General features: G+C 51.7%; 18 protein-coding genes. 13 read left to right on the top strand and 5 right to left on the bottom strand.

The window, feature by feature from the left end:
• Positions 1 to 38 precede the first annotated feature (38 nt).
• From HYT77_04150 to HYT77_04120, 7 genes are all read left to right on the top strand, one after another.
• The gene (locus tag HYT77_04150) at positions 39 to 1,586 is read left to right on the top strand and encodes a hypothetical protein (GenBank protein MBI2067185.1); all 1,548 of its coding nucleotides are present in this window, start codon (positions 39 to 41) and stop codon (positions 1,584 to 1,586) included.
• Between the two features lie 170 nt (positions 1,587 to 1,756).
• Entirely contained in the window at positions 1,757 to 3,760 is a 2,004-nt protein-coding gene (locus HYT77_04145) for a hypothetical protein (GenBank protein ID MBI2067184.1), read from the top strand.
• Positions 3,761 to 3,790: 30 nt separating this feature from the next.
• A complete protein-coding gene (locus HYT77_04140) occupies positions 3,791 to 5,419 on the top strand; it encodes a DUF4215 domain-containing protein (GenBank protein MBI2067183.1) in 1,629 nt (542 codons plus the stop codon).
• Between the two features lie 61 nt (positions 5,420 to 5,480).
• On the top strand, positions 5,481 to 6,101 hold the full coding sequence (locus HYT77_04135; protein ID MBI2067182.1) for a DUF47 domain-containing protein: 621 nt from the start codon (positions 5,481 to 5,483) through the stop codon (positions 6,099 to 6,101).
• A complete protein-coding gene (locus HYT77_04130; protein MBI2067181.1) occupies positions 6,094 to 7,098 on the top strand; it encodes an inorganic phosphate transporter in 1,005 nt (334 codons plus the stop codon). Before HYT77_04135 ends, HYT77_04130 begins: the two co-directional genes overlap by 8 nt.
• Positions 7,095 to 7,343 (top strand): hypothetical protein, encoded by a 249-nt coding sequence (locus HYT77_04125; protein MBI2067180.1) that lies wholly within the window; start codon positions 7,095 to 7,097, stop codon positions 7,341 to 7,343. The genes HYT77_04130 and HYT77_04125 overlap by 4 nt, the downstream gene beginning before the upstream one ends.
• Complete coding sequence (locus tag HYT77_04120; GenBank protein MBI2067179.1) at positions 7,324 to 8,061, top strand: phosphoribosylaminoimidazolesuccinocarboxamide synthase; 738 nt, start codon at positions 7,324 to 7,326, stop codon at positions 8,059 to 8,061. Before HYT77_04125 ends, HYT77_04120 begins: the two co-directional genes overlap by 20 nt.
• A gap of 65 nt (positions 8,062 to 8,126) precedes the next feature.
• Here HYT77_04120 and HYT77_04115 read toward each other — a convergent pair whose 3' ends face one another.
• Positions 8,127 to 8,771, bottom strand: a complete 645-nt coding sequence (locus HYT77_04115) for an HAD-IA family hydrolase (GenBank protein ID MBI2067178.1) — start codon at positions 8,769 to 8,771, stop codon at positions 8,127 to 8,129.
• 67 nt (positions 8,772 to 8,838) lie between these two features.
• Between HYT77_04115 and HYT77_04110 the strand changes: the two genes are divergently transcribed.
• The 3 genes from HYT77_04110 to HYT77_04100 are packed head-to-tail and all read left to right on the top strand — an operon-like array spanning position 8,839 to position 12,389.
• On the top strand, positions 8,839 to 9,690 hold the full coding sequence (locus tag HYT77_04110) for a hypothetical protein (GenBank protein ID MBI2067177.1): 852 nt from the start codon (positions 8,839 to 8,841) through the stop codon (positions 9,688 to 9,690).
• Positions 9,687 to 10,010, top strand: a complete 324-nt coding sequence (locus HYT77_04105; GenBank protein MBI2067176.1) for a hypothetical protein — start codon at positions 9,687 to 9,689, stop codon at positions 10,008 to 10,010. Before HYT77_04110 ends, HYT77_04105 begins: the two co-directional genes overlap by 4 nt.
• A gap of 51 nt (positions 10,011 to 10,061) precedes the next feature.
• A complete protein-coding gene (locus HYT77_04100) occupies positions 10,062 to 12,389 on the top strand; it encodes a hypothetical protein (protein ID MBI2067175.1) in 2,328 nt (775 codons plus the stop codon).
• Here the strand turns inward: HYT77_04100 and HYT77_04095 are convergent.
• Positions 12,341 to 12,673 carry a hypothetical protein gene (locus HYT77_04095; protein ID MBI2067174.1) on the bottom strand — a complete coding sequence of 111 codons (333 nt, stop codon included), beginning with the start codon at positions 12,671 to 12,673 and terminating at the stop codon, positions 12,341 to 12,343. The two genes, HYT77_04100 and HYT77_04095, sit on opposite strands and share 49 nt — an antisense overlap.
• 64 nt (positions 12,674 to 12,737) lie before the next feature.
• On the opposite strand from HYT77_04095, the gene HYT77_04090 reads away from it, so the two are divergent.
• Positions 12,738 to 13,121, top strand: a complete 384-nt coding sequence (locus HYT77_04090) for a hypothetical protein (GenBank protein MBI2067173.1) — start codon at positions 12,738 to 12,740, stop codon at positions 13,119 to 13,121.
• A 7-nt stretch (positions 13,122 to 13,128) separates the two neighbouring features.
• Here HYT77_04090 and HYT77_04085 read toward each other — a convergent pair whose 3' ends face one another.
• The gene (locus HYT77_04085) at positions 13,129 to 16,497 is read right to left on the bottom strand and encodes a LamG domain-containing protein (protein ID MBI2067172.1); all 3,369 of its coding nucleotides are present in this window, start codon (positions 16,495 to 16,497) and stop codon (positions 13,129 to 13,131) included.
• Positions 16,494 to 17,384, bottom strand: coding sequence for a PEGA domain-containing protein (locus HYT77_04080; GenBank protein MBI2067171.1), 891 nt, complete (start codon positions 17,382 to 17,384; stop codon positions 16,494 to 16,496). Before HYT77_04080 ends, HYT77_04085 begins: the two co-directional genes overlap by 4 nt.
• Before the next feature lie 245 nt (positions 17,385 to 17,629).
• Here HYT77_04080 and HYT77_04075 point away from each other — a divergent pair, with 245 nt between their 5' ends.
• The gene (locus HYT77_04075; protein ID MBI2067170.1) at positions 17,630 to 18,370 is read left to right on the top strand and encodes a hypothetical protein; all 741 of its coding nucleotides are present in this window, start codon (positions 17,630 to 17,632) and stop codon (positions 18,368 to 18,370) included.
• 29 nt (positions 18,371 to 18,399) lie between these two features.
• Positions 18,400 to 18,630: a hypothetical protein gene (locus HYT77_04070; protein MBI2067169.1), complete on the top strand. Its 231-nt coding sequence runs from the start codon at positions 18,400 to 18,402 to the stop codon at positions 18,628 to 18,630.
• A 91-nt stretch (positions 18,631 to 18,721) separates the two neighbouring features.
• Here the strand turns inward: HYT77_04070 and HYT77_04065 are convergent, their stop codons facing one another.
• Positions 18,722 to 20,590: a radical SAM protein gene (locus HYT77_04065; GenBank protein MBI2067168.1), complete on the bottom strand. Its 1,869-nt coding sequence runs from the start codon at positions 20,588 to 20,590 to the stop codon at positions 18,722 to 18,724.
• Position 20,591: the final 1 nt, after the last annotated feature.

The following is a 20,591-nucleotide window of genomic DNA, read 5'->3' as shown; positions in this document are numbered from 1 at the left end:
TAACAACCTTGAGGATGAAGGGATTATTTTCAGCTCTTGTGGCACTCACCTTTTGTCTGTTCGGTTGTCCGGAGCCGTCTACAGACTGGGATCGGCGCCTCCTCTCCGAGGCGGGGGATCCGTCTGACAACGTTGGGATGAACAGCTCGATTGCCGTTGATCCGACCGGCCGGATTCATATCAGCTACCAGGAATATACGGTCGGTAAATATTGGACCCGTTACCTTAAGAGAGAGGGAACGGATTGGAGCTCCTGGGCCTATGTGGATGAGAGTAGTGCCACCGCTGGGCCGGGGACTCGGATCGCTGTCGGCAATAGCAAGGTCTACGTCTCCTCCGTTTTAAAAGGGGATGACTGTTCCGATTCCGAAAGTATCGATTGTCTTCCCGATCCATTTTCTCCAACGGGGGATCTTGTTTTGTCGAGTCGAAACCTCGATGAGCCGGTACCGGAACTCCCCGTCTGGCCGAATCAGGCCTCCAGTGTTCTGGATGAGAGGTCGAATGGTGAATGGACGTCGCTCCTGATCGAACCGTCCGGCAGGAGGCATCTTGCCTATTATGACTCTTCCAATCATGGTCGGATTCGGTACAAGAAGAAGGAGGTCAATGGTGACTGGACAACGGAGACTGTTGCCGAACCGGGCTGCGTCTTCGGTTGTTTCCCCAAGATCAAACCTTACACCGCTATGACATTTGGAGATAACGCCGTCCATCTTCTCTATAAGGATGAATATCGCGCCTCCAACTTCTCAACCGATCTGACGCAGAGGATCCGTTATGCCAAGCGTTCCCCTGATGTAGGAGTCTGGACAAAGACCACTGTTGTAGAGGCGGAGGATGAGGAGCATGAATTTGGCGAGAAGATGGATATCACAATCGACTCCGGTGGGGTTCTTCATATTTGTTATTTTGATAAGACGGCGAGGGTCATGAGGTATGTCAAAAAAAATGAGAATTCATTTTCATCACCTGTGGCGCTTGCCAATTTCTCCTTTGATGTTCTCGACGGATGTGAGATTGAGGTTTTGGGACAGAAGGTCTTCATTATCGGACGGGCCAATCCTAAATTAAACGCGAATGAGGAATTGGAACCTGTTTTAGTCGTTGCCTCCAGAGGATTAAATTCAACCGGTTCATGGAGCTTTGGTATTGTTGACAGTGGAGAATCTGTTTTTGGTTTTGGGAGCAATCAGAAAAGGACTTTTTCTGCGACGGTTGTGTCCGATCGGCTTCATTTGGCCTACGAAGTTTGCGGTGCCGGTGGATGTGAAGAGACTGATCTCAAATACGCCTGTTATCCCGCACCCTGCCTTCTAGAGACCGATCCGACTCCCCTGATGACACCGGATTCTTCCACACCTTCCGTCGATCAGCCGGTAGTAGAGGCTGTTTTGGAAACAACTGACTTATCCGATGGAGAGGAGAATAGCTTATCGGATGAGGATTTGACCCCGGAGGAATCAGCTGCATCGATCGAGGAGCTTCCGGAACCGACCCCTTCCTCATCCGCAGCTCCAAAGGAAGGAATTCCCGGTGTCAATGTTGAGACGGTCTCTTTGGGCGGTTGTTCCCTGGTTCGATAGCTTTTAAGGAAAATACCGTCCCCGTTTCATTATCAAAATGAGAAACCCTATCATTTTGATAATTTGCAAACCGCTTCAGTTTGTATTTAACTCAATGAAATTTAATATTATTTTTCATTGGAGAAATAATACTTTTGTTGGCACGGGCTTTGCTCTATACTCTGTTTGTCATGCGTGGGGCATTAAATCTCAAAAATCGGTGGCTGGTTGTCCTCCTTGCCTTCTCGGCCTTTTCCCTCCTGTTTCAGGAGGAGGGTGCCAGTCAGGGAGCGGCCTCTCTTGCCTGGCAGACGACAGCTGCCGACAGTACCGGTTCTGTGGGTGAGTACCCTGTCATAGATCTGGATAGTCAGGGACGCCCCCATATATTCTACTATGATAGGGCGAACAGATATGTACGATATGCGCGCAATCTGGATGGAACAGGTTGGGTCGTGACCCCCTTTCCAAATCCTCCGGCCACGACACAATCAGGTGAATTTATCGATTTTAAAATTCGGAATGACGATACGACACTTTATGCCAGTGATGTCTATTCCATGTTAGCAGATCCGGCAACGCCTCGTATCGGGACCCGTGTTCTTAACGGGGATGGCAGTCAGGTCAGTTCAACCGGTTTTACGGCAGGGGCAACACATCACTCCATTGCGTTGGGCCCCAACAACAATGCACATATTGTTTTTAAAAGGGGGACATCGACTGCTATTGCAGTTCCTTGTTCCGCCTCTGCCGCAGATGATGCCGGCAAATTAATTCATCGTTGGCAGAAGAATCCGACAACCGTTGGTTGTAGGGTAGCGTCAGGAATAGTTGAGGGACCTTTTAGGTTTACCCTGGATCAGGAGGGGTATGGTCATCTTGTTTATGTCTTTAGCGATGACGTTGACGATGCAGGGGGAGAGGAGGACACGATCATTCGGTACAAGAAGAGCGGTAATAATCCGAATAATCCGACCTCTCCGACCGAGGATGATTACACCTGGCCGACGGCTTCAGGGGACGCCGAGTCATTTACTGTTGTTAATAATAGCGAACTTAATACTACCGTGGGAAGGGGATTGGTTCACCTATCGATGGCCGTTGATACTGCAAATGTCCATATCTGTTTTCATGATCCCAATGAAAAGAGTCTCAAATACTGGGGGGGGAGTCACGCTCGACCGATCCAGAATTGGAGTGCACCCGAAAGGGTTGATGGGACTGCGGATGCCTCTGATACCGATGATACAGGTCGTTTTTGTAGTATAGCGATCGGGCCGGGAAACGTCCTCCACCTCGCTTACTACTCCAGTGATATGGTAAGCGGTACCCGCCAGGGACGGATAAAATATGCCCGCAAGCGGTTGAATCTGCCGGCAGCCGCATGGGAACTCTTTACGGTTGACGCCTCAATCGGTGTTTATGGCACCACCTCCATTGACTTTTATCAAAACCGGTATCTTTCGCTCGATGTCAGTAATGAAGGTGCAATCCATCTTGCCTATTATCATCGGGTTCAGGAAGAGCTGAGGCATGCCGTTTTGTCAGCAGCCGGAAATGGTTTATGCGACCCGGGCGAATCGATATCTGTCTCTCCTCAAGATTGTCCCGGTTGTGGAGACGGGGTCTGTAGCGCAAGTGAGACGGTCAATAATTGTTTTACGGACTGTCATTGTGGAAACGGTGTTTGCGATTCCAATTATGGTGAAACCTCACAGAACTGTTCTGCTGATTGCCTCCCCCCCACACCGGCATGTGTTACCAACGCCGATTGCCCTGGCCTCTCAGCCTGTATCAATGCAACTTGTCAGAGCTGCACCGATAATGCCCAATGTGAAACGGGCAGGATTTGTCAGGAAGGGGCCTGTGTAACCCCTCCTGTGAGAACCGGTTGTACAACAAATACGGAGTGTCCCGGTGGTGCAATTTGTGATGAAGGAACTTGTGTCTCTTGCATGAACGATGCGGAGTGCGGTGAGGGAAAGGTCTGCCGGAGAGGTGCCTGCATTACTCCTGATCCGTCTCTCTGTGGAAATGGGATTTGCAATCCGGAGGTGGGCGAGAACATGCAGACCTGTCTCGCTGACTGCCCTGGGACTGTAACACCAGGTGAAACCCCACCGATTGTTCCTCCGGCACCTCCCGAAGAACCGCCCCAACAGGCGGGTGGTCGTGGGTGTGGCCTGATCCGATAACCGTAGTTCTCCCAAGGGGCAAAAGATTTTATGAAGCGGCTCTTTAACATTCGAGGGATCGTTTTGGCTGCCCTTGTTCACGGGCTGTTTTTTCCCGCAATTCTTGCGGCACAGACCTACAATTGGAGTACCGCGACGCTTGATTCAGCCATAGGAGCTGGCACCTATTCCTCCTTGGCCCTTTCCGATAATGCACCGGCGATTGCTTACGTTGGGGAATCGAGGCGACTCAAGTTTATCAGTCAGAGGGGAGGGGGTTGGTCAACGCCAATCAATCTGACGGCCGTTTACGATCGTCTTGAGGATGTCAGCCTTCTCTCGACTGCAGCAGGGAATCTCTGCGTTACCCTCTATGGGGGACATATTTCAACCAGTTGTGTCGGCAGTTGCCCACCCGTTATGGGCGTTGCCACACTTCTGCAGAGGTCCGGTTCCTGGCCGGCCCTTACGACCGTGATTGACGGGTCAAAGACGGAATCGGCCGGAAGTAGTGCCGCCCTGGCCCTCTCATCGAGCGGGGTTCCCCACGTGATTTATCGTCACGATGATAACGATTTCCGGCTCTATAATTCCCGTTACAATACCTCGACGTCAAGTTGGGTGACCCCCGCTGAGGTCATTGCGCAAACCATGCTTCCTCAACTCTCACTCCTGATTGATAGTGCTGCTAATCTTCATGCCTTTTACACGAGGGTTGTCAGTTCGAAACCGCAACTGTTTTATCACCTGGCTCCATTTAATGGACTGGCTTATGATTGGTCCGGTCCAACGACCACACTCTTCAATCATGAGGCGATGGTGACAACCACCACGAGCCCCAACTTCTACAAGGACGCACTCCTCTCTTCGGGAGGGGTCGTGCATATCGCCTTCTACCAGCCGAATGGGGGTGAGCTCCGTTTTGCGACGATTGGATCAACCGGCACCACCTTGATCGACGGAGAGAACTCCGATGCCGGTCTTTACACCTCTTTGACGGAGTGTCCCAACGGCTCATTGCACATCAGCTACTATGATGCAACCGTCAGGTCTTTGAAGCATGCGAGCCGTGAGCGAACCGAATCAACCTGGCGCGTTGAGACGATTGAAGATCCAATGACCGCAAACCCTGCCTCCTCAGATGTTGGGCAGTATACATCGATCGCTTGTGACTCTAATAATACTCTCCACATCAGCTATTACGATGCGGGGCGGCAGGTTCTCAAATATGCCAAGGGAGCAAGACCGGCGGCGGTTACCACCGGATGTGGTAATGCTTCCTGTGACGCGGGTGAGAGTTGCAGCACCTGTTCCGCTGATTGCGGCGCTTGCCCTCCCGAAGCTATCTGTGGGGATGGGACCTGCAATGGTGAGGAGAACTGTTCTACCTGCGAACGGGATTGCAGCGCCTGCCCGCCGGTCAGGCAATGTGGCAATGGCATTACAGAGCCGGACGAACAGTGTGACGATAGTAACACGAGTGATGGAGATGGTTGTGATTCCCGTTGTCAGAATGAGGCGACGGTTAATGAGACACAGACACCCCTGGGAACACCGGTACAGATTAGCAATGCCCCTGGTTCGCAAGATGAGGTCGCCTCTTCTAACCCTGCGATTGTGGATCAGGGTGGACTGACCGGCTGGCGCGCAGCCGGCAGCGGTTGTTCACTGATTCGATAACCCCCTTGTTACCTGTTTTTATTTGACTTTGACTTGAGAGGCCTTATACAGCTCCACGGAAATGGGGCTCTTCCCGAAAAACGTCCAGTTTTTTGACCTCTTCGAAAAAGCGGCCGTTAATATGGTTCAGGCAGCCCACCTTTTGGAAGGTCTTGTTCAAGACTTTAACCAGGTGGAGGTAAAGCTTAAAAAAATCGAAGATGTCGAGCATTGTGGGGATCAGATAACCCATGATACCATCGAGACACTCAACAAAACATTTATTACCCCGTTTGATCGGGAAGATATTCATCAACTTGCCTCGGAACTTGATGATATCGTTGACCTCATTTTTGGGGCCGCCAACAAAATGATCCTCTATAAGATTGGTCAGCCAACAGAAGGGATGAAAAAAATTACCGGACTTCTTGTGAGGTCTGTTGAAGAGGCCAATAAAGCGATTATTCGATTAAGAGAACACAAGAGCCCGGAGATGATTTTGGCCCAATGCATCGAGGTGAACCGGATTGAGAATGAAGCGGATGAGGCCTCGCGGGCTGCCATTGCGCTTCTTTTTGAGCGTGAAAAGGATCCGATTCGGTTGATTAAAGAGAAGGAGATTTTAGAAACCCTTGAGACAGCAACGGATCGCTGTGAGGATTTAGCCAATGTTCTGGAAGGGATTGTCTTGAAGAATGCCTGAACCTGCTTCTCTTCTCGTCATCGTTCTTGTTACAATCGCTGCTTTGTCGTTTGATTTCATCAACGGTTTTCATGATGCGGCAAATTCCGTTGCGACCGTTGTTTCTACGAGGGTTCTTTCACCGAAAGTAGCTGTTGCCTGGGCCGCCTTTTTTAATTTTGCTGCCCTCTTCGTCTTTAATGTTCATGTGGCACAAACGATTGGAAAGGGAGTCGTTGACCCCTCTGTCATGAATGTCGCTGTCGTTTTTTCCGGTCTCATGGGGGCGATTGTGTGGGACCTCCTGACATGGTGGTGGGGGCTCCCTACCTCAAGTTCCCACGCGCTCGTGGGTGGATTTGTAGGGGCGGCGATTACCAAGGCTGGTCCCTCCTGCCTGATTGCAAGCGGTCTCATCAAAATTGGAATATTTATTCTGATTGCGCCGATGATGGGATTCATCCTGGGTTTTATTGTTATGTCTCTCGTGAATCTCCTCTTCTATCATTCCTCCCCCTCCCGAGTGGATCGTCACTTTCGCCGGCTTCAACTCGTTTCCGCAGGACTGTACAGTTTGGGTCATGGGGGAAATGATGCCCAGAAGACGATGGGGGTGATTGCCATTCTGCTTTTCTCCACGGGCTACTTGGGGGACAAGTTCTATGTTCCCATCTGGGTTATTGTTGTCTGCCACGCAGCTATTGCGTTGGGGACGATGTTTGGCGGATGGAGGATCGTCAAGACGATGGGGATGAAGGTGACGAAACTCCAGCCGGTCGGTGGCTTTGCAGCAGAAACAGCAGCCGCGGCAACACTTTTTTTGGCGACATTCGGTGGAATTCCCGTGAGTACGACCCACACCATTACGGGGGCGATTATGGGGGTTGGGTCAACCAAACGTCTGACAGCCGTTCGATGGGGAGTCGTTGATTCGATCTTTCTTGCGTGGATTTTTACAATACCGGCCTCTGCTGTTGTGGGGGCTCTCGTATACGGACTAACCCGGTTATTTTATTGATGACACTTTTTCATTCTAATTTAAGTCAGCTCAAACTTCTCTTTCGTGGCAAGGTGAGGGACGTCTACGATTTGGGCTCTGAACTTCTGATTGTGACAACGGATCGCCTCTCCGCGTTTGATGTCGTTCTCCCGAATCCAATCCCGGGGAAGGGAAAGGTTCTGACGGCCCTCTCCAACTTCTGGTTTGAAAAGTTGAATGGGATCATCCCGAATCACCTGACGCATAAACCGGTTGCCGGATGAATGGTCCGGAGATCCGAAGCATTGGCAGAGGAGGGTCGGTGGCTACGGGGATTCCGCCAAGAAACCCCGCGGTCTTGCCGCGGGGAGCTTCATTGCTAACCACGAGGAGGTGGCTTCCATCCAGGATCAGGCGGTCATTGTCCGGAAAACCGACCCTCTGAAAATAGAGGCGGTTGCTCGTGGATATCTTGCCGGCTCCGGTTTCAAGGATTATCAGAAAACCGGGATGATCTGCGGAATCAAGTTACCCAAGGGGCTTCGGGAGGCGGAACGATTACCAAATCCGATTTTCACCCCTGCCACCAAGGCGGAAAGGGGGGCGCATGATGAAAACATCAGTTTTGATCGGGCCGTGCAGGTTGTCGGTGGAGAGATTGCGGAACAGGTCCGGGAGATGAGTCTCCATCTCTATCAGGAGGCCGTAAAATGGGCCGAGCCACGTGGCATCATCTTGGCGGACACCAAATTTGAGTTTGGGCTTCTGGACGGAAAACTGATCTGGATTGATGAGGCGCTCACCCCCGATTCCTCCCGTTTTTGGCCCAAGGACAGTTATCAGGTTGGGATCTCACCACCTAGTTTCGATAAGCAGTTTGTGCGGGACTACCTTGAATCGATTCACTGGAACAAGAAGCCGCCGGCCCCCAGTCTGCCCAATGATATTATTCAGAAGACCTCTGAGAGGTATCAGGAGGCACTTCGCCGTCTGAGTTGTTAAAACTCAAAAGTGATGGCGGGTCCTGCCGCCTCTCAACGTGTGAAGTCTAGAAACCGATTTTTGCATCATTCAAAGAGAGACTTGAGTTTTAAAAAGCTATCGATCACAAAATCAGCGTTTGCTTCATGAACCTCTTCTGCAGGACGAAATCCGTAGGTAACTCCGCAGGTGAGGATCCCGGCATTTTTCCCGGTTTCGATGTCGACACGACTGTCCCCGATCAGGACGACCTCCTCGGGTCGGCACCCGCCTTCTTTTATGAGATGAAAAATCATTGTCGGATCCGGCTTCTTGGGAAAGGTGTTTCCACTTCCGATGACTGTCATGAAGTAATGGTCCAGCTTTAAAACACTTAAAATCGGTTCGGTAAAGTATTGGGGCTTGTTCGTGCAGACCGCCATTTTTTTGGATCGAAAATGCTCCAACGTCTCTTGCACTCCCGGAAACGGTCTTGTCTTGTCGATCAGATGGGAGCGGTAGTAGCCTTCGAAAATGCGGATTGCCTTATCAAAACTGGAGCCATGGGCCGCCTCCACTGATTTCTGGATCAGCGGGCGGACGCCATTTCCCACATAGGAGTGGATCACCTCATCCGGAATAGAGGGGAGTCCCATGTCCCGAAGCGTCCACAGGACGCAATTCGTGATATCTGCCTTGGAGTCGATCAACGTTCCGTCGAGATCGAAAATCAAAAGAGAGATTTTCTTCATTGTACCCCCTCACCCTTCCCTAATTTTCTTCATTGATCCCCCACCGGGTGAGGGATAAAGGCTACCTATGTCGATCTCCTTCATTCTTGTCACGTTCCTTTTTCAGATGGCGGTTGGGATGATTGCAACGGTTGCACTGCTTCCGCCGGCGCTGGTCGACCGCCGATTTTTCAAATCAATCAGCTTCTGGACTTTTTTGTTTACCCTGATTGCGCTGATTCTTCAGTACAAAGCAACCTTTCATCTCCCTGAAGTTTTTGGGCAGCCGGTGGGGGAGGGGGCCTTGTTAAGGCGGTTATCGCAGATCCTCTTCCTCTTTTTTCTGGCGATGACCTTTGCCCAGTGGTTTCATCTGCGCTTTTTTAGTGGGCAGGTGACGCGTGCTGGTTTGGTGTTGATCGCCTCTATTGGTTTGAGTGCTATTCTCGTTGATTCGCTGGTTTATCGTCCCGCGATTCCTCCGCTCTGGATACATTCTGTTTTACTCCCGCTTCATTTTCTTTCGGCCTCACTCGTTTTGGGAGGTTTTTTGGCCGGGATGATCTTTGGTCACTACTATTTGGTGAATACCGACATGCCCAAAAGGCTTCTTGTCACAATGGCCTGGATCCTCATTGCAATCCTGATGTTCCGGTTCCTGGCGGTTGGGGTATCTCTTTTAAGCTATCGGGAGCTCGTTTATCCGGGAGAAAACTTCCTGGAAGGTCTCATTTCTTTTGCCGGGCATGGGATTTTCTTCTGGCAGAGGATTTTAGTCGGTCTTTTGGTTCCGGCGGTCGTGGTGGCGATGATCTGGAGCACCGCCCGGATCGGTTCGAACCAGTCGGCAACCGGGATCATGTACGTTGCGATTGCGTTTGTATTTATCGGTGAACTTGCAGCACGATATCTGTTTTTATTATCGGCGATACCGTTGTGATAGAGGGGGAAAAAAACACCGCCAGTAATCCAGAAGAGATGGTTATCCACTGTCTCTCCTGCAACGCCCCGGATCTCTATCTCCAAAAAGATTTTCCAAGAAAGATTGCGATTCCGATTATCCTTGTCGGGATTGTAACGGTCCCCTGGACCTACGGGATCTCCTTGCTCGTTGTTGCACTCATTGATTTTATCCTGTTTCGTCGTGTCCCCTGGATGACGGTCTGTTATCGATGCCGTGCGGAGTATCGTGGTTTTAGGCTGAACCCGGTTCATAAGGAGTTTGATCGCCACTTGGACGAACTTTACCGCTACCGGTAACACGATTCTTTTTATTTGCCCTGCCTCCTGAATCATGAGAAATTCCGGTTTGTGTCGTCCCGGGCGCTTTCCGTCATTCTTTGCTCTCTCCTGCTCCTCTCCTGTTTCGGTAAAAAGGGATCGGACTCCCCTTCTTCCTCCCCATCCGTCACCGGTTCCGAGAGTGGTCCTGCCGAATGCTCTTCAACCCCCGATTCCAACTGGAACCAGTCGGTTGTACTCAAGGGTGAGGGGACGATAGCCACCTCGCAGAACATCACCCTTCTCCTTTCCGCAAGACACGCAAACAGGGTCGCCGGTTACTTTATCTCGGAGAGACTGGAGACCCCCTCTCTCTCCGATCCGTCCTGGGTCCTCGTGACCCCCGTTTCTGAGTATTCGGGGGAGGTTGCATCGGTCCTTTCGCCAGGGGATGGAAACAAGACGGTTCATGTCTGGTTTAAGGAGGGTGACAACAATCTTTCACCCGTGACCTGTCTGACACTGACCCTCTCGACCCAGAGGCCGGCCGGGGCGATCACGATCAACAACGGGGACACGGCTACTGACGATCTTTCGGTGACCGTCAGACTGACCGGCTCCTCCCGCATAAAGATCACACATTATATGCTGTCGGAGGATGGGGCTGTCCCGTCATCCGACTCCCCTCTCTGGAATCCGCTGTTGGAACCGAAAGGGTCGGTAGAGATCGAGACCGATTTTACCCTCATCCCTTCTGTCGGAGCACACACTATTTATGGTTGGGTGAAGAATGAGGCCGGGCAGATCTCCGAGTCTGTCCTGGACACGATCGATCTTGCGGCGATTGAACTCACGGCGGGTCTTACGATCAACAACAATGCCCGTTACACCGCAATGAGGAATCTCTCGCTTGGCCTCTCCGGTCTTAGTTCAACGACGATCACCGGTTATCTCGTCTCGGAGACGATCGCCTCCGCCCCTTCCCCCTTTGATGCCTCGTGGACAGCGATTGAATCCCCTTCTGCCAGTTTGCAGAAAACGGTGAATCTGGAGCTCTCTCCGGGCGATCGGTTGAAGACGGTCTATCTCCATCTCAAGGATTCGTTGAATCGGACCGGAACAACATCCGGCACGATCACGCTCGATGCGAATCCACCGACAGGGGGCCTGAGGCTGGATGATGGAAACAAATTGACCGTCGATTCAACCGTTTCAGCCGACATGACCGGCACCGATTCAATCGGGATCACGGCGTATTATCTGAGTTCCGATTCAACGCCACCCGATCTGAACGATGGCAACTGGATCTCTATTAGTTCGACGACCTCCCTTTCCACCTCCTCCTCCCGGAATCTGACCGATCTCCGGGGGCTCTCGACCCAATACCTCTGGCTTAAGGATGCGGCGGGCAATATCTCGCCAACGATCAGCGACGGGATTGAGGTGGTAAAGATTTATTCCACGAGTCCAAATACGAACAATCACGGACAATATAGCTCCATTACGGTTGATTCGTCCGGAAAGGCTTACATCTCCAGCTATCAGGCCAATGCCCCAAGGTTATCACTCTGGAATCTTACGAATGGGGCACTGATCCATTTGCCGGTCGATGAGAGTGCTGATGTTGGTATTGGTACCTCAATCGCGATTGATTCAAACGACAAGCTTCACATCGCCTATCGAGATGCCACCAATGGGACGCTTAGATATGCGACTAACGCTTCTGGCATCTGGGTTAATGAGAGAGTTGAGGCAGGAGGCTTTTCGCCATCGATTGCGGTCGATTCGAGTGGGGCCGTTCATATCGCCCACTGGATTGAGGGCTCAGGTTATGTCCGATATGTTACCGGCTCTTCCGGTGCCTGGTCCTCTCAAATTATACCATTCGACAGGGGGATCGAGGAACCTTCCTTGACGATTGGCCCGAATAATCGGGTTCATATTGCAGCTCATTCGAATGTTCGTCCCTCGAGCCTGCAGTATGCCACCAATGTGTCGGGCTCCTGGGCCGTAGAAGTAGTTCAATCAGGGAATAATACCGGACTTTCACCCTCCATAACTGTCAGTGATGATGCAAAGGTCATTATTGCCTATTGGGAAAATGGGGATATTTATGTCGCCTCCAAAAACGGTTCGAACTGGGAAGGGGAGCTGGTTGACACGACCTCAGGAGACCCAATCGCCGTTGCGGTCGATTCCCAAGGTTTTGTACATCTCGTTTACTATGAAGACAGCATAGGGACCAACAATCTGAGATACGTCACAAACCTGAGTGGTGATTGGGTAGCGACAACGCTCGACTCTGCCGGCGATGTCGGCAACTATTGTGACATTGCCATTGATTCAAATGATCGCCTTCATATCTCCTATTACGACGCGACGAACGGGGACCTGAAGTATCTGACGACGGCGGATTGATCCCCCCTCACCCCATCTTCCTCTTCTTGGGCCGAGTAGCAGAAGGAGAGGTAGCTATTGCAGAGGTCGAGGCCGTCCATCGCCCGGTTGTAGATCCGCACCTCATCGATGATCCCATAATGGTCTGTTCTCTGAAGAGACCAGTTTTTCTCTTCGAAATGGCAGTTTTTCGCAACAACAAGACTTGTCTGCAGAAAAAAGAAAAAAAAGAGAGCGAAAAAAAATAGAACAGAAAAAAAGGAGGTTCCGATGAAATGTTTGATTTCCCTCGCAGGGGTAGCCACCACAGCTCTTTTGGCCGCTTGCTTACCGAAGCAGAAATGGTCTGGGTTCCCATGTCCAGAAATTATGAGATCCAATGAAAACGGCTGTGATTATCCATCCTCAGGCTCAAAAATCACGATGGTCGGTTTTGGCAACTGTTCTCAGGGCACCGTTGGGGGAGACGTTCGAAAAATAGTTAGCAGCGATCTCCTCTATGCAAAGGTTGATTCGATCCGGGTGATCTATTCTTCTGGGACGGCAAATTATGATATTGATCCCACGAAATATTATAATTATACCAAGTTGGGTATAACAGTAGGTGTTAGGGGGAAAAGTTACAGTTGGAAGGACGCCTCCTTGACTGAATCTGATTCTATTCTTGAAGATGTTGAGCGGGGCCTAAGAAATATTGAAGAGCAGATCGTAGCAGCAGAAAACCGTCCCGTTGATAGTTATGTTTCGGATTGACCCCCCCTCACCCCATCTTTATCTTCAATGGGGGTGAGGGATTCAGTCGGGGATCCTCTTCTTGGGCCGAGTAGCAGAAGGAGAGGTAGCTATTGCAGAGGTCGAGGCCGTCCATCGCCCGGTTGTAGATCCGCACCTCATCGATGATCCCATTGAAATACCCCGTGGGGTAGTCCCGGCCAATTTGCAGATTTGGGTTCCCCATGGAGTCCCTCAGTGGGGCCGTGGCGGATGATTCAAATCGGCCGTTCTGAAAGAGGGCCCCTATGGAGCCGTTGTGGGTTGCGGCGAGGTGCGTCCAGGTATCAGTCCCATTCCCTAATGTTGCAGAGGCCGTGTTGCTCTCGCCCGTCACCCCATCTCCGAAACCGAACGAAATTGTGCCCGATGGATCGATTGCCAACCGGTAGCCGTTGCCACCCGAACTCTTGTTCAGGATACCACAGCTCTCCCCGTTGCAGCCATCGAGCCGTGTCGGGTTGACCCATGCCTCCAGTGTCAGGTTGGCAGGGACCAGGAGGGGGTCATGGGAGATATCGACAAAATCATCATTGCCATCAAAATTGAGCGACCGATCGGTAAACGCACCAAGATCGATCAGGCCGTCGCTCCAGCCAATCCCTCCAAAATTGATCAACTGGCCATCATAACCACCAACGACATCCCCCGCAATCGAACCGGTCCCCTCATAGAAATTCCACCAGGCGACGACGGAGTTATCGGTCAAGAAGACTCGCGTGGCATCAAATCCAGAGAGGATAGAATCATTCTGGACAGGCCGTATCCGTAACTTGTAGGCCCGATTCGGATTAATCTCCTCCGACTCCACATGATGTTCTGAAGACTCGCTCGTTCGATCGCTGATATTGTTATAGCTTGGAACGAATGTCGACTCGAAAGCGCCGTTAGCCAAATTGTTGTCAATATCAAAATCAACCTTATACCCCTGATCAGGATAGACCAACCCCCCGTCCGGATCCTTCTCACCCCTCCAGTTCCAGAAAATTCGGGTCGGTGGGAGGATCTGATTCGGTGTTGGGGCAAGGATGATCGGCTCTTTCGGATCGGGGCAGGAGGTTGGGCTCGGGTGGTTTCGCCGGCAGTCCCTCCTCACCTCATCAATACGGATGACCCGGTTGTAGACCGACACCTCGTCGATCGATCTGCTAAAAGGCTCCGTGCAACTTCCTGGGGATCGGTTACATCCGACAACCAGCGGGGAGTTGTTACTGATGTTCACGCCCTGACATTCCTTCTGATCCTCCAGTTCGCCGTTCAGATAGAGTGAGAAGACCGACCCTCTTTTTGCAACAACGACCTGCATCCAGTGGTCGGTCGGATGACGAACGGACAGAAAGGTGCTGCATTCCTGAACCGAGAAGTTGATATAGTTAGAGAGATACCGGAACAGGTTAAAGCCGTTCCCATCGACATTCTTGCTCAAGATCGATTCGGTTCCTCCCCCTCCCGGAGAGATCCAGGCCGAGAGTGTAAAATCACCCGTGCCAAAATCAAAACTCTCCTCCTCCGGTGCCTCAAACGGGAGATTGATCCCATCCAGACCGCTGGAGCTCCAACGCCCAAGCAGATTGTTATCCAACACAGTTCCGGAGGTTGTTGCCTGACCGGTTGCCCCATCCACATCTTTGGCCGTGAGAAGGAAGGCGTATCCTGACTTGGCCCCTAACCGGAACGGGCTTAACAGCTCCCCGAACCCCTTCGCCGGTTCCGTGCAGAGATTTGAAAGATCACTCATTTCGTTCAAAGAGGAGAGGGTCAGGTTAGAACAGGTCGTCACAGTGACGGGGGGGCCATTCGGATCTTGTCTTGTAATCGTAAGGTCGTAGAGAAGCGTGTCTCTGTCCGGATCGATTGTGTTCCATGAAATGGTGAAGTTGTCGGATAAGATGTCGGTTCCGTTGGTCGGGGTGAGTTGAAGGGTCTCAATGATCGGTGTTGCATTCACAAAGCTGACATCGAATGAGGTCGTTGCCTCTTCCCGGAAACTCCCGTTCTGGAAGAGCAGTCGGCAGCGGACCGTCCTTGACCGTTCGGCCCGTGTCACATTGGGAAGACGATCCAGCCTAAAGCCCTCTCCCATCCCCGATGGATTGAAATTGGCCAGGTCGGTACAGTTCCATTCGTAAAGTTTTAGCTGATTGGGGAATGGGCCGACCGATTCTCGGGCACTGAGTGTCAGACCGGCATCTTCCGGTATAGAGCCCGGAACAGCAGAGATCTTCGCACCAAACTGGCTGACGGCCCTGCTGTTTTGAATCCTTACAGGAATTGTCTCAAAAAGGGGATTGCCGGCACTATCTCTGGTTAAAAACTCCATCTGGTAGGTTCCATCGGGATACCCGATTGTTTCGAGACCGATTTGTGAGAGGAGACGTGAGGCCTCCGGTTTTTCATCTGTGACCACTATTCCAACGGTAAAGTTTCTATCCAGGCTCCTCAAGAGGACCGAGGTGTTGGAGCTATCGATCCCTGAGGGGTCGTCGAGTTCCCAGGAAAAGCTGATAGAGTCCCGGAGAGCGGTCTCCCGTGAAAGATCATATTCATCAACAACCCGGATGACCAAAACCATCTCTCCTACCTTGTTTCCCGTCACAAACCGTTTGGTGTTGATCCTGACCTTCATCTTTTTGGCCTCAAGGATCTCTTCGGCGGATGAGAGGATTTCAATGCCATAGCCGGGGGACAATAATTTAAACTCCTTTAAGTCAAATGGAGTCGTTGTCTCGAGCAGGACCTCCTCTTCTCCCTTGAGTGCGGCGGTGATGTCAGCGCCGGGAGGAGGAAGCGCGACGTCCTGAGAACCAAAAATTGGATCTTTATGGGTTGCTGAGGTCTTGGCCCCTTCCGGGAGGCTTTCCGAATTTTCGGGATGGCTGCCATACGCCACCTCGATAAAATTGTTGTAGGCGTCCCCATCCAGATTCAGGTCGTTAGGTATTCCGGGAGAGAGGTCAAAGAGGGTCTGCCAGTTGTTCTCGTCTCCGAGGTAAATAACCTGTGTCGTCTCCGTCTCAGCAAGCACCTCTTTCCGAACATAGTGAGCGATCTCGATCACCTTCCCCGATATCGGATCATCCACTGTATAGATGACTGTCAGATCAAATTGACTCCCGAGGGGAACCTTGACCTCTCCCTTGAAGCTGTTGGTTGAGGAATCCAGAAGGAGGGGATGTCTTGTGGCAGGATCCAACGAAACAACAACAAAGGCCGATAACGGCAGCCCCAGCGCCTGCAATTTCTGAGGAGGAATAGTTTCAAATCCCGGTTTTTTATTATCCCCTCGAGATCCAAGACAGCCGATCTGGAGAGAGAGGCAGAGAAAGAGCACCGGGAGGAGAAGTAATCGAACCTTCATCGTAGGCTGCCTCCCAAGACCGGTGTTTGAACCTGAACGGACGAGCTTCCGCCGCCCCCTGCTGAGTCGTCACCTCCCTGACTTAAGGCAAGGCCGACCCCCGTTCCTGTCCCGACGGCAATCCCTGCAATGATCCAGAAGAGGGGTCTCCTCCAGAACGGTTTTCGGATCGATCGGCCCTCCACAACGTCCATTTTGGGAGAATCCTGGATAAAATTTGTGTCTGAGGAGAGGTGTGTATCGATGGGGGCCTCTTTCTCAAGCCGGAATGAGACCTTTAGTGAGGAGTGCGGTGAGACCTCGACACGATGGACCTCCGCCTTGAACCCCTCTTTAACAAGGCTCACCCGGTGAGGCCCCAGGGGAAGAGATTCAAGCCCCAACGGACTCTTTCCCTTCAGTTGGCCATTGAGAAAGACCTGGGCCCCCTTGGGACGTGAGCTGATCTGCACCGATCCAAATTCATCGCGATGGGAAAAAACCTTCTCCTGCGCCTTTTGAAAAATCTGACGGACCGTGGGGGAATAATCATTTTCACTCAAGATGGTTGAGGGGGAGAGTCTCGCAACCTCTTCAAACGCCTGCAGCGAATCGGCGTTCTCTCCATTGATATGTTGAAGCAGACCAAGCAGGGTGTAGGCCGGAACGAGGGAGAGAAGGTCTGTGTGGTTCAACTCCTGCCCTGATAGAGAGGAAAGCGCTTCACGCAGAAGATTGCGTGCCTGTTCAAATTCGAAATTTTCGTAGAGGGATTGGGCCTCGTCGATCGCTCCTTTAAGGCTGTTTTCTGTGAGGGGGGATGATGGTTCTGCAGATAGCGGCTGGCCGGCCATGAGCAGCGAGGCGATCAGACTGCCAGCTAAAAGCCTTTTGAAAGTGGATGCCATCTTCGCCTTATCCAAAAACGGTCGCCCTTCATTATCGACTTCTTAAAACGATTTGTTTCGGACGAACGGTTGTTTTTTTACCCAAGTCATTACAAATCGTGTGCCATCAATGGCGAACCGGACGATACACGCAAGAGACCGTTTTTAATAGTCTTTTTATAAGGCTCCGTATTGTGAGGAGACAAAGCAGGGTTTGATCGACCGATTTGTAGACGGTGTCGTCTAAAAAAGCTATGGACGCCATAATGAAATGGAAAATCAGACCCCTTGTCTCGTTCCTGTTGGTCATTCCGTCTCTCCTGCTGGCAGAGGAGGCTAAGCCAAAATATGGCCCAGAGGCAGTCCCCCTCTCGAAGCGGAATGAGTATCTTAGAAAGAGACCGGCCCCCGATTACTGGGCCTTGGCCCCCTATTATGCCGCCCAGTTTAATGAAAAGGCCTGCTCTGTGGCGAGCGTTGCAATGGTTTTGAATGCGGCGAGAAGAGGATGGCGATTGTCGTCTGACGAACCGCTCATTACTCAAACAACTCTTCTGGAGAAGGTTAAGAGCCCCCGATGGGATGAGGCAATTTTATCCAAGAAGACGGTTCGTACCTTGTCCATGGATGAAGTGGGTGATCTCTTGAAAAAGAGTTTACAGAGCTATGGTCTCAAGGGATCGGTAGAGCTCTTTCATACGGATGACACCTTGCCTGAGACGGAAAAGCGTCTCCACGAGGTGCTTGTTCAAAATGAAAAATCAGGGGACGATTTCCTCATCATCAACTTTATCCAGGGGATCTACACCGATGATGCGGATGTCGGTCATATCGCGCCGATCGGGGCCTACGATGCCAAAAGAAGGCAGGTGCTTGTGATGGATCCGGATCGAGAATGGTATGAGCCTTATTGGGTCTCTGAGGGAACCCTCCTCAAGGGGATGGCAACGATCGATCGAGACTGGGACCGAAACCGTGGATATATTTGGGTCAAGATTACGAACTAGGGGCCTGGTGGAACTCGGGGAGGAGGACGATGGGTGAGGTAGTTAATGCCGATGGCGGCTCCGAGAGATGCGATGAAGAGCAAGAGGCCCCACAAGACTCTTTGTTGATCACCCCCACTCAATCTTGCGTTAGGACAGGGCCGGCTATTGCCGCTGGACAGTTGTGCCCACCGCTCCCTGCAAAGAGGCTCCAGGATGGCACAACCATCTCCCCCATCAACATTCGGATCCCTAGGCGTTATCCCGCTGCCTGGATATAACAGTTTACCCTTGCAGGGTCGTTACATAACGCTTTTGTCAACGCTCCGCTCATAACTGGAGGTATTGTCGATCGATGGGGCACATTTGTTTCTAGTTATTTGCAGAGGCTCCTGACCTTCGAAGAGGGACCAAATCGGATGGAGAGTCGAGCCAAAGCGCCATATGGGGACTCTTTGGCTGCACCTTTTTTGCAACGGGGCTATAGCCAACCAATAAGGTCTCCATATTCCAACAGCGCGCCATCGAATAGATAAAGGTCCAGAACCGGTAGATGCCGTAGGTAGACCAGGAATCGACAGCGTCGTGAATCGACCCCCCCTCATCAACAGGTCGACGCGATTCCTTCTGAATGTTCGACGCCAAAGAGGCGACCTTGCGAAGGGCATCAAAAAAGGGATTGTTACGGATGCCAACCACGGTCAGATCATCACCCCTCTCGATAGCCCTCATGTAGGGGACTGTGTCGTACGGATTGACATACGCGTAGGGCCCAAAAAAAGAGTAGGCGCTTGGTCCGAAGCCGACGAAATCGACTGTAGAGGCGATCATGCTGGTATCGGCATAGGGGCTGTACTCCTTCGCCTCTTCCCTCGAGAAGACAAAGGTATCTGACTGACGGTAACCAGCTGTCTGCATCTCCTCACGAACAAGATCGATCATCCCTTTCTGTCTTTGCCAGAGTGACCATCGACTCTCCTCCCCCGTCATCCGACGATGGGTCGTGGTGTAGCTGATCGGCATATAGGCGTAGGTTGTGATCTGATTGGGACGGATCTGCAGGGCCCTCTGAACGGTCCTCTGCCACGCCTCAAGCGTTTGTCCGGGTGCCCCGAAGATGAGATCAATATTATACTCCACGCCCAAACGGCTTAAGATCTGGAGACGTTCAAGAACTTCATCAGGAGAAAAGACGAGTTTGAAATCTTGTCTCTCTTTAGGATCAAAGGTCTGCACCCCTACGCTAAAGCGGTTGATCCCCATCGCCATGTAGGCCCTCATCTTCTCTTCGGTGATGCTGTCGACCCGTACCTCCATCGTGAACGGCAGTCCGTTCGAGACATTCAGCCTCTTAAGACTTGTGACGATTCTTCCCAATTGGGCTTCCGTCAGGGTCCCCGGTGTGCCTCCTCCAAAATAGATCCACTCGACTTTTCTGTTCGGATACCGTTTGGCAAACTGTTCGATCTCGTTCGCCACCGCCCGACTGTAACGCTCCCGAACGTCACCCTTGTCGATATCGACCTTGAAGCCGCAGAAGGAGCAGATGGTGGGACAAAACGGGATATGGATATAAACCCCCATGTTTTGGGAGCTGTCCGGGACATCACGATAAATCTGGGAGAGAGGAATCGGGTGGAACATTTTGTCGATGATCCGGGTCATCGCACTTCGATGGATGACCTTGTCGGGTTGATCAAAAATCCTTTTTCGGAGTGCGAGAAATTCGGCCCGTTCCGTCCGTCCTCCGTTGAATAGGACGAGGGTGGCTGCCTGGTAGGCGATCTCCTTTGCGCTCGCATCGTTGCTGATCGCATTTTTGAGTCCGATACCGTCAATAAGAAGCGCTCCGGAAAGACTGGCTGCACGGACCAGTGTGGAACCATTGGGTCCGGCGAGTGTTGAGAGATTCAGGAGCGTGAGAAGACCGCTTGAGAGGATGATCCCGTTTTGGTCTTTGTTGGCGCCTTCGTCTCCGCCAGCCCAATCGATGATCCCTTCACCGGTCTGCCAGAGGGTGCTCAGCGAGGAGACAAAGAGAATCGTCTTGAGAGGACGACCGGTCGCCGTCGTTAACAGTCTTTGAAATTTTTGGGCCGATGCGGCAAGGTTTACTTTCTGATATTTGAGCGCCCCATCTTCGACAAACTCGCCAATTCGGGTGAGCCCCACAAGACCGGTCGTGAGATAGCCGGAATAACTGACCGCCTCTTCACCTATCGAGATAATCGAATCGGTCATC

The organism is Deltaproteobacteria bacterium, assembly GCA_016180855.1.
Classification (GTDB): domain Bacteria; phylum UBA10199; class UBA10199; order JACPAL01; family JACPAL01; genus JACPAL01.
This window is presented reverse-complemented; position numbering and strand designations above follow the sequence as displayed.

What these genes read in the sequence shown, in the direction of transcription:
- HYT77_04145 (MBI2067184.1), top strand. Translation starts at nt 1,757, where the DNA reads ATGCGTGGGGCATTAAATCTCAAAAATCGGTGGCTGGTTGTCCTCCTT.
- HYT77_04140 (MBI2067183.1), top strand. Translation starts at nt 3,791, where the DNA reads ATGAAGCGGCTCTTTAACATTCGAGGGATCGTTTTGGCTGCCCTTGTT.
- HYT77_04135 (MBI2067182.1), top strand. Translation starts at nt 5,481, where the DNA reads ATGGGGCTCTTCCCGAAAAACGTCCAGTTTTTTGACCTCTTCGAAAAA.
- HYT77_04130 (MBI2067181.1), top strand. Translation starts at nt 6,094, where the DNA reads ATGCCTGAACCTGCTTCTCTTCTCGTCATCGTTCTTGTTACAATCGCT.
- HYT77_04115 (MBI2067178.1), bottom strand. Translation starts at nt 8,771, where the DNA reads ATGAAGAAAATCTCTCTTTTGATTTTCGATCTCGACGGAACGTTGATC.
- HYT77_04110 (MBI2067177.1), top strand. Translation starts at nt 8,839, where the DNA reads ATGTCGATCTCCTTCATTCTTGTCACGTTCCTTTTTCAGATGGCGGTT.
- HYT77_04090 (MBI2067173.1), top strand. Translation starts at nt 12,738, where the DNA reads ATGAGATCCAATGAAAACGGCTGTGATTATCCATCCTCAGGCTCAAAA.
- HYT77_04085 (MBI2067172.1), bottom strand. Translation starts at nt 16,497, where the DNA reads ATGAAGGTTCGATTACTTCTCCTCCCGGTGCTCTTTCTCTGCCTCTCT.
- HYT77_04080 (MBI2067171.1), bottom strand. Translation starts at nt 17,384, where the DNA reads ATGGCATCCACTTTCAAAAGGCTTTTAGCTGGCAGTCTGATCGCCTCG.
- HYT77_04075 (MBI2067170.1), top strand. Translation starts at nt 17,630, where the DNA reads ATGAAATGGAAAATCAGACCCCTTGTCTCGTTCCTGTTGGTCATTCCG.
- HYT77_04070 (MBI2067169.1), top strand. Translation starts at nt 18,400, where the DNA reads ATGGGTGAGGTAGTTAATGCCGATGGCGGCTCCGAGAGATGCGATGAA.
- HYT77_04065 (MBI2067168.1), bottom strand. Translation starts at nt 20,590, where the DNA reads ATGACCGATTCGATTATCTCGATAGGTGAAGAGGCGGTCAGTTATTCC.